Raw genomic sequence first — 14,170 nt, forward strand, 5'->3', positions numbered from 1 at the left:
CGTGGCGGCTCAGTTCAGCCGCCACTTCTGGTTGCCGGTGCCGCCGCACTGCCACAGCTGCAGGCGAACGCCGTTGCCGGTGCCCTTGTCCTTGACGTCCACGCACTTGTCGGCCTTGAGGTTCACCAGGTCGTGCGCGTCGTTCAGTACGAACTGCTGGGCCGGGCCGCCGTTGCAGGTGCTGACCTGGATGGCGGCGCCGTCGGCCGTGGAGCCTCCGGCGACCTCCATGCACAGGCCGAGCGAGCGGACCGTCCCGTCCGAGCGGAACTCCCACTTCTGCTGCTCGGCGCCGGAGCACCCCCAGATCTGCAGCGGGGTGCCGGCGGACTTCCGGCCGTCCAGCACGTCGATGCAGCGGCCGGAGGCGAAGCCGGCGACCATGCTCCCGGGCGCGGTCGCGCCCTGCGGGGCCTGCGGCGCGGCGTTGTCCGGCGTCTGCGGCTGCGCCTGCGTCTGCGGCCGGGGGGTGGTGGAGGGCTGAGGCGGCGCGGTGCTCGGCTTGGCCGGCGGTTGCGACGACCGGAGCGGGTTCGGCGCCTGGGGGTCCGCGGTCCTGCTCGGTGACACCGACGGCCTCGGCGAGAGCGACGGCGTCGGGGAGACCAGCGGCTTCGGCGGGGCCGGCGTGGCGCGCGGCGGGTCGATGGGCCGCCCGATGGGCGACGTGGGCGTGTGGCGCGGGACGGGCGTGCCGGTGCGCTGGACCTGCGAGGGGATGGGCCTGGGGGTGGGGGTGACGGTGGTCGTGGCGGTCACGGTCGGCACCGGCGGCGGCAGGAAGGACGTGGGCTGCGGGGTCGGGATGCCGTTGGGTACGGCCGGAGGCAGCACGATGGGGGCCTGCCCGTCCCAGCCGGGGGTGGCGGCCGGGCTGGACGATCCGGTGGGCCGTGCCAGGGGGCCGGACGTGCCGGCGCCTCCTGCGGCGGGTGACGGCGAACCGGCCTGCGGAGCGGCGGCCACACCGGCCGGGGCGCCGCCGGTGCCCCAGCCGGACAGTTCCAGGTACTCCGGGAGCCTGGTCGCCGCGCCGAGGCTGAAGGCCGCGACCAGGACGGCGCCACCCGCCAGAGTGGCCCATACGCGTGTCGCCGGTCGCCATTGACGCGGAGTGCTCGGGACATGGCGGACGAAGGTGTCCGTGAACCGCCCTGAGGATTGCTCGGGCGGCTGCTTGCGAGACGGTGGCACAAGATCTCCAGACGCTGTGTTGGCGCGGCAACCCTGGCCACATTGCGCGACGCGGAGGTGAACGTGATCAAGACATCGGCTGAAGACCCGGAGAAGGGGTCAGTGGGTGCGGCACGGCGTATGTCCCTCTCAAGACGTGTCCCAAGTGCTGTGAGGTAGATGTCCGTCACGTGGTCGCGTGTACGGCAATGTTCATCTCTGCGTTGATCACTCGATGATCATTCCGCCCTATCGTGATCGCCGCGACGGGGGTCGTGGGACCCACGGGGCTCCGGCGCGTCCGATCACGAACGACTGCGAAGAGAGCGGTGCGGTGGCCCCCATGAGAGGCACGACCGGCGACGCCCCCCAACCCCCGGGTGCCGTCGACTCCGCCACCACGGCGGGACTGCGGGCGGAACTCCTGATCGCCGAACGCGAACGTCTGCACCACTACGTCGCCGCCCTGGCCGGATACGACCCGCACCATGTCGAGGACGTCGTCCAGGAGACCCTGCTCCGGGCGTGGCAGCTCGGCGACCGGCTGGACTGGCGCGACCGGCCCATCCGCATGTGGTTGTTCCGGGTGGCGCGCAACCTGCTGATCGACGGCCTGCGCAAGGATCGCGCCGTCCCCGTCGGTGTCACGGCCACCGACTATCCGGACGCCCTCACGATCGCCGACGAGACGTCCCAGGTCGTGGATCGATGCGTGCTGGTGGACGCGCTGCGCGCCCTGGCCCCGGCCCACCGCGAGGCCGTCGTCCATGTCCACCTGCTCGGCGCGGCCGGAGAGGACGTGGCGCGGCTGCTCGGGGTGCCGAAGGGGACGGTCAAGTCCCGCACCCACCACGGCCTGCGGCGCCTGCGCCACGAACTCGCCGAACGCGGCGTCGCGGCATGACCTCCCCCGCCGACCTGTGGACGCGCCTCGCCATTCGCCGGGCGGCGGAACCACCTGCCATGGGGGAGCCAGGAGCGCGGGCGGCGGGGGCCCGGGAGCTTTGGGCGGCGCCGGTGGGCATCACGCCGGCCGGTCAGGGGCTCACCGCGCTGTTCGGCCTGGCCGGAGTGTTCCTGCTGCTGGTCGTGTTCGTCCACTTCGTCGCCCGCCGGCAGGGCGGCTGGCGCGCGCTCGGGCGACGGCTGCGCCGGGAGGCCGCCGCGACCCTCGCCGCGTTCGCCGCTCCCTTCCGCGCCCAGCTCCGCTACCGGCGTCAGCTGCGCCTGCTCGTCCGGCTCCTCGGCCGGACGACGGGCTGGGCCGACGCGGAGCGGGCCGTGATGGCGGCGGGAGCCGTCCGGGCGGGCGTGCGTCCCTATGGCGTTCTGCTCGGGACCGACCTGGCCGGGGTGATGGTCGCCTGCGGGCCCGCCGCTCCGCCCGAGCCGCCCGAGCCCTGGTTCACCGACGAACGCGACCCCCGGCTGTGGTGGATCGACCGCGCGGACATCCCCGCCCACGTCAACCTCCCTGTCCCTACCTCCGGCGCCGGTGCCGCTGCCAGGGCCGGTTGGGGCCGGGGAGCGAATGCGAGCGCCGGTGCCGGCGTGGGGGCCGGTCCGGTCGCCGAGCCGGAGGCCGCGCCGCTGCTGGTGGCACTCGGCGTCGACGGCGACGGCGCGCACGTCGTGCTGCTGGACGTCCTTTCCGGGCCGCCCGCCCTGGCGCTGGACGGCGAGCCGCGGACCGTCCATGCCCTGGCACAGGCCATCGCGGCACAGGTGGACACCCGCCTTCCGCCGGGTGCCGTCGTGGTCGCCGACGGCGTCAGCCCGTACCACCCGGGCCCGGACGCCGCTCGTGCCGTCGCCATGGCGGCAGCGGCCGCCTCAACCGGCATTCCGGCCTTCGCCGTGTGCGCGCAGGCCCCCGCCGAGCCGCTGCCCGCCGGAGTGCGTGTCATCGCGGCAGACGGTGTGCGAGGCACGGCGCGCCTGCTCACGGCGGGCGCGGACGGCCGCGTGCTGGTGCACGGCACTCCGGTTCTCGCAGACGCCGTCGCGCTGCCCGCCGCTCTCCGGCACATCGTCACCGGCCTGCCGCCCTACGCGCCCGCGGGGCCACCGCCCGCCACGGCCGTGGCCCCGGGCCTCATCACCTCGGCGACCCCGGCCGCCCCGGCGTCGCCGGCCGCGGAGCCTGGTGGCCCGGCCGTCGCGGCCGTTTCGGCGGTCTCGGTCGTCGCCGGCCCCGCGTCGCCCGGTTCGGCGGCACCAGCCGTCACCGGCCCCGCGTCGGCCGGTTCGGCGCCGGCCGTACCGCCTGCTCCGGCCGCCACTTCTGGCAGACCCTTCGGGTATCCGGCCGGTGCGGTGCCCGCCGCCACTCCGGTGGCACGACCGGATGGCGGCCGGGCGGATGACGATCTCGTCGAACCGGAGGTGACGGCCAGGGCGGGTGGCGTGTCCGTGGCGCAAACCCCGCAGGCCGCACCCTCCGGCACGGCCCCTTGACGGGGCACCCGCTAAAAGCGCGCCGGCGATCCGCTCTGCAGGCCGGCGGCCACCTGAAGGCGGAAGTAAGGCACCCGAGCCCGTGCACCCGTTCGGTGCGCATGTCTGGAGATGTCAGGTGAACCTCACCATCACCACCGTCGACGGCGTGGACGGCCGGCACCGGGACCACCTGGTGTCCCTTCCGCCGTCCGCCACGGTCGCCGACCTGGCCGCGGCCGTGGAACGCGGCCCGGAGGAGGAGGAACACCCGGCCGCCGGGCTGGACGGCTTCCTGGCACGGCAGGCGGCCGCCGCGCCGCGCACCCTGTACCTGGACGGACGGCCGCTGCACCCGGCCGCCCGGGTCGCCGAGGCAGGGATCCGTGAGGGCGCCCTCCTCGGGCTCGGCGGTCCGGCCCGGCGGCCGGACCTGGTGCGGGTGGGCGACCCGTCCGAGCCGGGCGGGTCGCCGGTGCTGGCCGAGGTGCATCTGGTGTCCGGTCCGGGAGCGGGACGGACCTGGCGTCTCGGCGCGGGCAGCCACGAGATCGGCTCCGGCTCGCTGTGCGCCATCGGGCTGTCCGGAGCGGACGTCCCCGAGCGCGGGCTCTGGGTGACGATCGCGCACGACGGCTCGGCGTACTGGCACTGGACGGGGCCCGTGACCGGCGAGGTGCACACCTGTGCGGTCACGCCGCCCGGCAAGGACGCGGTGACCGCGGCCACGGCGGATCCGTCCCCTGCCGGCGCGGCTCCCGTCGACGGCCGGCAGGATGAGGAGACCGGCCCCGTGCTCGTGCCGTCGTGGGCCACCCCCTGGCCGGTGGACGAGGACGTCGCCGTCGGTGCCGCACTGCTGCGGCTGTCCGCGCCGGTCGAGCCGGACGCCGCCGTCGTGGTGTCCGCCGACGGTGTGGGCGTGGACTACAACCGCCCGCCGCGCATCGCCCCGCACCTGGACGCCGAGCGAGTGCGGCTGCCCACCCCGCCGCATCCGCCGGCCCGCAAGCCCTTCCCCGGCCTCGCGATGGTCGCCCCGATCGTGCTCGGCCTGGTGCTGGTCGCGGTGTTCAAGTCGTACTTCTTCTTGGCCTTCATCCTGTTGAGCCCCATGATGGTGGTGATCAACTGGGTCACCGGCCGGCGGGGCAACCGCAAGCAGTACGAGGAGCAGGTCCGCCGCTACCGGCAGCGCCGCGATGCGCTGGAGGCCGAGATCCGCGAGGCGGTGACCAGGGAACGCCGCGTCCGGGGCGTCGTCGGCCCCGATCCCGCCACGGTGGCGCTCGTCGCGTGTGGCCCGGGCGGCCGTCTGTGGGAGCGGCGCCGCCACGACGCCGACCATCTCATCCTCCGGCTCGGGACCGTCGACCAGCCGTCGGTGAAGGAACTCGACGACCCCGCCCGGGAGGACAACCACCGCATGGCGCGCTGGAACGTCCCGGACGCCCCGATCGGCGTGGAGATCGCCGAACTCGGCGTGGTGGGCGTCGCGGGCGCCGAACGGCAGGCGCAGGCGCTGACCCGATGGCTGGTCGCGCAGGCCGCCGTCCTGCACAGCCCGCGCGACCTGCGCATCGTCGTGCTCACCGACCCCGCCCGCGCCCACGGGTGGCGATGGGTGCGCTGGCTTCCGCACCTGCGCCCGGCCGCCGAGAACGGGCCGGTGGTGTGCGTGGGCAACGACCCGGAGTCCACCGCCAACCGGGTCTCGGAGCTGGTCGCGCAGATCCAGGCCCGGCAGCGGGCGCTCGGGTCGTCCATGGGCAAGGCCATGTTCACCGACCCCGACGTGCTGGTGATCGCGGACGGCGCCCGGCGGCTGCGCGAGGTGCCGGGAATGGTGCAGATCCTCACCGAAGGCCCGCGGGTGCGGGTCTTCAGCGTCTGTGTGGACGAGCAGGAGCGGCTGCTGCCCGAAGAGTGCGGCACCGTCGTGCTCGCCTCCGGGACCCGGCTGACGGTCCGCCGCACCGGGGCGCCGGACATCGGCGAGGTCCGGGCGGACCTGGTCGACGCGGACTGGTGCGAGCAGGTCGCGCGGGCCCTCGCGCCCGTACGGGACGTCAGCCCGGAGAACCACAGCGGGCTGCCGCAGCAGGTGCGCCTGCTGGACCTGCTGCGCCTCGAACCGCCCACGGCGGACGCGCTGCTCGAACGCTGGCGGCGCCGGCCGGCGTCCACCGAGTTCCTGCTCGGCACCGGGTACGAAGGGCCGCTGGCCCTGGACCTGGTCCGTGACGGACCGCACGGGCTGGTCGCGGGGACGACGGGATCGGGCAAGTCCGAGCTGCTCCAGTCGTTCGTCGCCTCGCTCGCCACCGTCAACCGGCCGGACGAGCTGACCTTCGTCCTGGTCGACTACAAGGGCGGTAGCGCCTTCCGTGACTGCGCCGAACTGCCGCACACGCTGGGCATGGTGACCGACCTGGACGCCCACCTGGTGACACGGGCCCTGGAGTCGCTGAGCGCGGAGCTGCGGCGCCGCGAACGGATCCTCGCCGACGTCGGAGCCAAAGATCACCCCGAGTACCGGGCCAAGCGCGCCGCCGACCCCTCGCTCCCGCCGTTGCCGCGCCTGCTGCTGGTGATCGACGAGTTCGCCACGCTGGTCCGCGAGGTGCCCGACTTCGTGCCCGGCCTCATCGGCATCGCGCAGCGCGGCCGCTCGCTCGGCATCCACCTCGTGCTGGCCACGCAGCGCCCGGCGGGAGCGGTCACCGGCGACATCCGCGCCAACACCAACCTGCGCATCGCGTTGCGGGTGACCGACGCCACCGAGAGCCAGGACATCATCGACACCACCGAGGCCGTGCACATCTCGCCCAGCACACCGGGGCGGGCCCTGGTCCGCACCGGCCACCGCTCGGCGGTGCCGTTCCAGGGGGCCTGGGTGGGTGCCGAACGTCCCGGTGACCTCGCCGCCGCCCCCCCGGCGGGCCCCCTTTCGAAACCCGGATCCGTCCCCTCCGCAGGGGCCGTGTCGTACCCCGGGGCCGGGACGCACGCAGGGTCCAAAGCCCAGGGCGAGGCTCGGCCGGTGGCCGGGACGTCTTCGCCGCGGCGCCCCCTTCGCGCCGCCGAGCTGACCTGGAGCGGCCTCGGCCGTCCCGCCCAGTTGCCGGCCCTGCCGGACGAGGACCCCGCGACCGCCACCGCCCCGCCGCCCATCGACCTGCAGGCGCTGGTGGCCGCGGTGCGCGAGGCCGCGGACCGGCTGGACGGCTTCACCCCGCAGCCGAGTCCGTGGCTGCCACCGCTGGACGAGCAGGTGATCCTCGACGACCTACCGGACGTCGCCGGCACGCCCATCCCGGGCGAGGCCGCCGGCCCGGCGACCCGTAAGCGGGGGGCGGTCCCGCCGCCCATCGCGTACGCGCTGGAGGACGTGCCGCAGCTCCAGCAGCGCCGGGTGGCGAGCGTCGACCTCGCGGTCTTCGGGCACCTGTACGTGATCGGCGCCCCCCGTTCCGGGCGTACCCAGGTGCTCCGCACGCTCGCCGGCTCCGCCGCCCGCACGGCCATCTGCGCGGACGTGCACATCTACGGCATCGACGCCGCAGGCGGTGGGCTCGCGGCGCTGGAGGCGCTGCCGCACTGTGGCGCGGTGGTCTCGCGGCACGACACCGAGCGGCTGGAACGGCTGCTGCGCCTTCTCACGGCCGAGCTCACCAGGCGGCAGGAACGCAGCGCGGCCGAGGGCGCGGCCGGCCTCAACGAACTGCGCGCGCTGCTGCCGGAGGCCGAGCGGCCCGCGCACATCCTGCTGTTCATCGACGGCTGGGACGCCCTGGCCGGACTGCTGGACGAGCACGACAACGGACGGCTGGTCGACATGGTGACGCGGTTGCTACGCGAAGGAGCGGCCGCGGGTGTCCACGTCGTCGCGACCTCCGAGCGGTCGCTGCTCGGTGGCCGGCTGTCGGCGCACAATGACCACAAACTGCTGTTGCGGCAGGGCGACCGCGCCGACTACCAACTGGTGGGCCTCCAGGCGCGCAAGGTGCCCGCCACGGTGCCGCCCGGCCGCGGCTGGCACACCCTGAGCGGAACAGAGACCCAGATCGCGCTGCTCGCGGCCGGCGCGACCGGCCAGGAGCAGGCGGAGGCGCTCAGGGAGATCGGCCGGCGGGCCGCCCGCCGCGACGCGGCGGTACCGGACCGGCGGCGGCCGTTCGCCGTGGCGGCGCTGCCGGCCACCGCCGACTTCGCCGAGGTGTACGCCCGGGTGCCCGCGGAACTGCGCCGGCCGATGTGGGCCCTGATCGGGCTGGGCGGTGACACGGCCGGCCCGGTCGGCGTGGACCTCGCCGGGCCGGGGGCCGTGTTCGGGATCTACGGGCCGCCGGGCTCGGGACGGAGCACGGCGCTGGCGTCGCTGGCGGTGTCGCTGCTGGCCGGCGGCACCTCCCTGGTGGTGCTGACGCCCCGCGAGTCGCCGCTGCGCGACCTCGGCCGCCACGCGCTGGCCCGGGTGCTCGGCGCGCCGGATCCCTCGGCCGAGGAGGTGCAGGCCGCGCTGGACGGGCTCGCGGGCCCGCGCGTGGTGGTGGTCGACGACGCCGACCTGCTGACCACGCCGGCCTGTGACCGGGTGCTCAAGGAGATCGCCGTGTCCGGGCGTGACCGCGGCATCGGGCTGGTGTACGCGGGGCCGGCGGACGCGCTGCTGGTGGCCATGGGGGGCTGGGTGAGCGCGGCCCGGCGCGCCCGCCGCGGACTACTGCTGGCGCCGAAGGGCCTGCAGGAAGGCGACATGATCGGCGTCCGGATGCCGGTGCACCTACTGCGGTCCAGTCCGGCGCCTGGACGCGGATGGATGACCGGCCCGGGCGGCGAGCCGATGACCGTACAGGTCCCGCTCACCGTCCTGCGCGGCGCCTGAACCACGGAGCCGCGTCCAACGCCCTGCGCGATGGTCGTACGCCGAGCCTCTTGTTCCGTGCGGTGGGTGATCGGTGGAGCTCCGGGCCTGTGCCGGGCGTTCTGCCATGGCCGTGTGCTCAGCCTGGCCGCTCGGGGTTCCTCGGCGTGTGCGGTGACCGAGCGGCCTGGTGACGGCGGCTGGGCGGCCGGGGCTGGTGTGCCCGGCCGCCGCCGCGGTGTCCTCGGTCCCGGTCGGCCGGACGTGCCGGGATCAGCCGCTCTCGCGGATGCTGTTGGCCATCTCGCCGTCCATCTCGCGCATCTGGTTCACGATGTCACGGAACTGCTTGGCGAAGGCCGTGATGCCCTCCATGGCGCTCAGCAGACCGGTGTTGAACTTGTTGTAGGACTCGGTCATGGCAGGGCTGGACTGCGGGAACACCAGGGCTTCCTGCAGCAGGCCGTCCACGCGGCCCCGGAGGTCCTCCAGCATCGGCACGATGCTGTCACGGGTGGAGTCGAGCCGGGCCGATGTGGCCTCGATCGCCTCGAAGTCCAGCAGGATTCTCGGCATGGGTGGTCCTTTCTGGCTGGCCGTTGTTGCCGTGGTCCGGCCACGGAGTTCCGTGGCCGGGGTCCGCGTCGGTGGGCGCGGTCTGGGAGGGCGAGTGCCCCGGGTTCGCGGGTCTGCGGGCCGGCCCGGACGAGGCCGCGGCCCGCGGCGGCTCAGTAGGCGTCGGCGTTGTGGCTGTTGTGGTGAGCGGGAGGCGGAGTGCCACCCGTGGGGGTGTCTTCGCCGTCCCCGTCATCGCCGCCGCCGATCTGCTCCCACTGCTTGCCGGGGTCGCGGTGGTATTCGGTCTTCTCGCCCTTGTCGTCGGTCACGGTCATCGTGCCGCTGCCGTCCTCGTTCATGTGGACCTCGGCGACGTTCTTCGTGCCGTCCGCGTAGGTGGTCTCGGTGGTGTAGGACCGGCCGCCGTCGCTGTAGGTCGTGACCGAGTGGTAGGTCTGGCCGTTGTGGGTGACGGTGGTCTCCTCCTTCACCACGTTGCCCTTGTCGTCCAGGGTCAGATGGGTGTCCACCGAGCCGTTCTCGGTCTCGATGTGCTGGTCGACCGGCGGCGGGCCCGGGTCGGTGGCGCCGCAGTGGGCCGGCGCGTCGGCCCCGCCGGTGCACTCGTCGAGGTGCTGGAGGTGGTACTCCCAGGCGTCCTTCTTGTCGCGCCACTCGTCCAGGCCCATCCGGGTGCCCATCACCCCGAAGCCGTCGGCGATCTGCGCGTCGACGTCGAAGTACGCGTCGGCGACGCTGCCGAAGATGTCACCGAGGTTCTTGAGTTTGTCCACGGCCCGGTTCATCGGGTCCTTGGACAGCCGGTAAAGGCTGCGGAAGGCACTGGTGAGGGTGTCGTTGCCGAAGACATCCTGCGCGTCGCCCAGGTCGCCCTTGCCCAACTGTGAGAAGACGCTGTTGTTCAAGGTGGGCGAGATGCGGTCGGCCAGGTCGTGCAGGTCCTTCTTGGCCTCGTGCAGGACGCTGTAGTCCAGGACGAAGTCGGGCAACGATGCCTCCCCGCAGGGTCGGTGGCCGCCCGCCGGGCATCGGCGGACGGCGCGGACGACTCGACCACGTGCGAGGGGGGCTCGCGGTTCACGGGTGGGCGTGAACCGCGGGGGCGGCTCGCACGTGGTCCGCCTGAGATCGCCGTCGCGGTGGTCGCGGCCCGGCGGCGCTCCCGTGGCGGAAAGGACACCCATGCCTCCTCGTCCCACCGACTGGAACGCGATCGGGCTGTCCGGCGACCCCACCCCGGGCGACCCCGACCGCATCGACGAGGTGTCGCGTTCGATCGGCGAGCTGGGCCGGGTCGCCCGGGAGATCGACGACGCGCTGAACGCCGTACTGCTGAAGACCGGTGACGCGGCGTGGGCCGGCCAGACCGCGGAGGCGCTGCGCGAGAAGATCAGCGGGCCGCTGCGCGCCTTCGTCCAGAGCATCGCCGAGGCGTTCGAGTCCTCCTCGCGGGCGCTGAACGACTACGTGGTGGTGATGCGCGACCAGCAGTGGCGGGCGGACCAGGCGCTGGAGCAGGGACGAGGACTGAGCGAGGACGATCCGCGGCGTGCGGAGCTGGCCTCGACCGCCAGGCAGGCCGGAGAGGCGCAGTCGCACGCGGGCGGGACCGCCGGCGCCACCATCAACCAGGTCGCGACCCGCATCCGGCAGCCGGTCTCCGACTGCGAACTGTTCTGGGAGGTCTTCAACTGGCTGGCGATCATTCTGATCATCCCGGCACTGATCTTCGGCGGGCCGATCGCGCTGGTGGCCATCGGGGCCAACCTGGCCATCTTCATCAAGACCGCGGTGGACTTCTCCCAGGGCAAAGCCTCGATCCTCGACCTCTTCCTGTCCGGTCTGGGATTGATCGCCCCCACCACCAAGGCCGTCCCGATCTTCAAGCTGATCTCCGCCGCGTCGAAGCTGACCTGGAACGGGCTGAAGACGATGGGGCGGACGTTCCTCACGTTCTTCGACGACATGTTCAGGAACGGCGGGCTGCGGACGTTCGCCTTCCTGCCCGGGCTCCGCGACTTCGCCTCGCTGGCCGGAAGCTGGGTGCGCAGGGGCGGGTTGTGGGTGATGACCTCCCTGCACAACCTGCCCGGCTGGGCCGGCATGGTGGTCCGGCGCGGGACGCTGACCGTCATCCAGGGCATCCACGCGCTGCCCGGCGTGATCCGTGCCGTCCCGCCCCTGGCGTCCCGGGGAGTCAAGGCGACCTGGACCTTCGCCCAAGGGCAGCTCGGCGGCGGCAAGTGGCTGCGGCTGCTGCTGCCGGTGGACGCGGGCGAGATCGCGGCACACGGGCTGCGCGGCGCCCTCAAGATCGGCTTCTACGAGCGGGGCGTGCTGGGGCGTTTCCGCTACGGGGCACCGGTGGGGAGCGCCGTCGCGCACGGCATCGCGGCGATCCCGGTACCGCCGCCGGTGCACGCCAACGCGTTCGCGCTCTCCACCCCTCCGCCGCTGCGGCAGGTGGACGCGCTGCTGGACCTGCCACGCAGCGAGCTGGCCCGCATCCGGCTCGGCGACTTCACCGGCATACCGCGCGTCGACCTGCCCGCCTTCCGCCCCACCGCCGGCGGGACGTCCTTCGCCCGGCCACCCGCGTTCTCCGTGCACGGCGGCTTCGGTGAGCACCTGTCCCTCGCCCCCGACCTGGCCAGGCGGATGGACGCACTCCTGGACACCCCGGTCCGCGAGCTGAACGCGGTGCGGATGGGGGAATGGCCGACGCTCACCCACACCTCCACCGGCATGCGCCTGGAACCGCCCCTCGGGGTCAGCGCCTCCGGCTCCGCCGTCCAGCTCCCCACGGTCGGCCCGGCGGTCCAGCTCCCCGCCGTCGGCTCCACCACCCACCTCCCCCTCGGTTCCACCGTGCAGCTCCCCGCCGGTTCCACCGTCCACCTTCCCGCCGGTTCGGCCACCCAGCTCCCCGCCGTCACTCCCGCCTCCCCGGTCGGCACGACGGCCGAGTCACGCGGCGTGGGCGCGGTCCAGCCGCCGGCCGCGGTACACCTGGGGACCGTCCAGCCATCGCCGACCGGCATGGCGACGCCCGCGCCCACGTCCTCGGGCCTGTCAGGAGTGACCGGCGTCAGCGGCCTGACGGGGCAGGAGACGCGGCTGCAGAACGCGCTCTCCCTGCTCTCCCCGTCTTCCATGAACCGGGCCGATGCTCCGGTGTTCGGGATGGGCGCCCAGATGGACGGGCACCTGGGCGCCGCCCGCGCCGCGCAGCAGGTCTCCCTCCACCTGGACGAGTTCGCCCCCTCCCCGTCGGCGATCAAGCAGCAGGTCATGGCTGCTCCGCCCGCCCCCGCCGGCACGTCCGCCGCGGTGCCCACCCCGGTCGGCGCGCCGGCCGTCGTCCCCACCCCGGCCGGCCCGTCCAGCGTGTCCGCCGCCGCCCCCACTCCGGCCGCCGTCCCCTCGGTCGGTACGTCCGCCGCCGGCCGTACCTCTACCGGTGCGGCGGGCCTCCCACCGGTGGCCGCCGCCGCGACCACGCCACCCCCCACCGCGCCCCGTTCGCCGGCCCCGCACTCCGGGGGCGCGGACATCTTCGCGGGCGCCCCGGCCGCCGCCCGCGCGCCGCAGCCCTCGGCCGGTGCCCACCCGTCCGCGGCCGGCGGCCCGCCGCCGGCCCACGCCGGCACCCCGGTGGCGAGGAGTCACGGACCGGATCTGCCCCCGTCCGGCGGGGGGCAGAACCAGGTGTCCTCCGCGCTGGACCTGCTGGACACCGGCAAGGGGAAGGGCAAGGCTGTGCCGCCTCCGGCCGGCGACCGTCCGCGGCCGACCGGCGAGCAGATCCAGCGGTCGTGGGCCGAGCACGGCGATCGGGCCAGGGCGGTCTTCGGCGCCGCCGACGACCCCGCCCGGGAGATCCGCATCGACGCCTGGGCCGACCTGGTACAGGCGCGCGACAAATTGGGCGGCGCCGAGGAGGTGCTGGACGACCTGCGCGCCCGGCCCGGCCAGGGCTCGCAGCCGAGCGTCATCGACGCCCAGGCGCAGAGGGCCGTGGACGTCTCCACGGACCGGGTCACGGGCGCGCTCGACCGGCTCACCCGCCTGGGCGCCGACCCCGCCGCCATCGGCCGCGGTCTCGACGCGGTCAACAGAGCGGACACCCGCCCCCGCCTGCCCGGCGGCAGCCACGCCGGCGGCGACGGCGCGACCGACGGCATGCCCCCGGTCGCGCACACCGCGGTCACGGGCGACGGAACCGGCCCGGCCCTTCCCGCGTCCGTGCATGCGCTGGACGGTGGGGTCCCCGCGCCGCTCCATGGGCTGGACGGTGGGGGCGGTTTCGCGCCGATGGACGGGGGCGGCGTCCAGCGGATCGCGCTGTCCGGGGCCGGGCCGGACGGCGCGAACGGTGGCCGCTTCATCGTCCCCGACGGCGCGGGCGGTCACGTACTCACCGACATGGGCGGCACCCCACTGCCCGGCCGGGTCCTATCCCATCCCGGCGGCGGATTCCGGGTCGAGCATCCCGTACCCCACGGCACCGGCATCCGGTACGACCGGTACGCCGCCGACGGCACGCACCTCGGGCACGGCAGGCAGGTGCTGGACGCGGACGGCACCCCGGCCGGGCACATCGACCATCCGGCCGCCGGTCCCGGACCGCTTCCCGCGCGGGGACCGAGGTGGCTGGACGGGAACTTCACCCCGGACGGCACCCGGACGGTCACCGTCCTGTCCGATGGCGGCTACCAGGTGACCGGCCCGAACGGCGGGTACCACGTCTTCGGCGACGCGACCGGTCACCTCCTCGACGACGCCACCCGCCTGCACGGCGCCGCCGGCGCCGACTCCGGCCGGTGGCTGGTGACCCGCCATCACCAGGACGGCACGCCGCCCACCCTGCACGTCGCCGGCCGCGACGCCGCGCCGCTGCCGAACTTCACCGTGACCGAGCGGCCTGGTGGTGTCTTCCAGGTGGCGGACGCGAACGCGGGTAATGGGTTCGTGCGGTACGGGGCGGATGGTTCGCGGGTGGAGATCGGTACGCCGCTGCGTGGTCAGGGTGGCGCGTTGGACGGGACGTTCGCGGTGGTGCCGGAGCCGAACGCGGCCGGGGTGCGTGGCGCAGGCGTGCTGGAGGACGCCGCC

Annotated in this window: 6 protein-coding genes and 1 pseudogene; 4 read left to right on the top strand and 3 right to left on the bottom strand. The window is 74.5% G+C overall.

Annotated features, from left to right (window positions below):
- Window positions 1-9: 9 nt before the first annotated feature.
- Window positions 10-1,194 carry a ricin-type beta-trefoil lectin domain protein gene (locus IEY93_RS38620; protein ID WP_203968832.1) on the bottom strand — a complete coding sequence of 395 codons (1,185 nt, stop codon included), beginning with the start codon at window positions 1,192-1,194 and terminating at the stop codon, window positions 10-12.
- A 322-nt stretch (window positions 1,195-1,516) separates the two neighbouring features.
- Here IEY93_RS38620 and IEY93_RS25880 point away from each other — a divergent pair, with 322 nt between their 5' ends.
- From IEY93_RS25880 to IEY93_RS25890, 3 genes are all read left to right on the top strand, one after another.
- The gene (locus IEY93_RS25880; protein WP_189165718.1) at window positions 1,517-2,077 is read left to right on the top strand and encodes a sigma-70 family RNA polymerase sigma factor; all 561 of its coding nucleotides are present in this window, start codon (window positions 1,517-1,519) and stop codon (window positions 2,075-2,077) included.
- Between the two features lie 59 nt (window positions 2,078-2,136).
- Window positions 2,137-3,630, top strand: a complete 1,494-nt coding sequence (locus tag IEY93_RS25885) for a hypothetical protein (RefSeq protein ID WP_189165719.1) — start codon at window positions 2,137-2,139, stop codon at window positions 3,628-3,630.
- A gap of 118 nt (window positions 3,631-3,748) precedes the next feature.
- Complete coding sequence (locus IEY93_RS25890) at window positions 3,749-8,497, top strand: FtsK/SpoIIIE domain-containing protein (RefSeq protein WP_189165720.1); 4,749 nt, start codon at window positions 3,749-3,751, stop codon at window positions 8,495-8,497.
- Window positions 8,498-8,749: 252 nt separating this feature from the next.
- Here the strand turns inward: IEY93_RS25890 and IEY93_RS25895 are convergent, their stop codons facing one another.
- Window positions 8,750-9,052: a WXG100 family type VII secretion target gene (locus IEY93_RS25895; RefSeq protein WP_189165721.1), complete on the bottom strand. Its 303-nt coding sequence runs from the start codon at window positions 9,050-9,052 to the stop codon at window positions 8,750-8,752.
- A 152-nt stretch (window positions 9,053-9,204) separates the two neighbouring features.
- Window positions 9,205-10,044 (bottom strand): WXG100 family type VII secretion target, encoded by an 840-nt coding sequence (locus IEY93_RS25900; RefSeq protein ID WP_189165722.1) that lies wholly within the window; start codon window positions 10,042-10,044, stop codon window positions 9,205-9,207.
- Window positions 10,045-10,237: 193 nt separating this feature from the next.
- Here IEY93_RS25900 and IEY93_RS25905 point away from each other — a divergent pair.
- Window positions 10,238-14,170 (top strand): annotated as a pseudogene (locus IEY93_RS25905) (hypothetical protein); the annotation flags it as partial.

The organism is Sphaerisporangium melleum (assembly GCF_014646695.1).
Taxonomy (GTDB): Bacteria; Actinomycetota; Actinomycetes; order Streptosporangiales; family Streptosporangiaceae; genus Sphaerisporangium; species Sphaerisporangium melleum.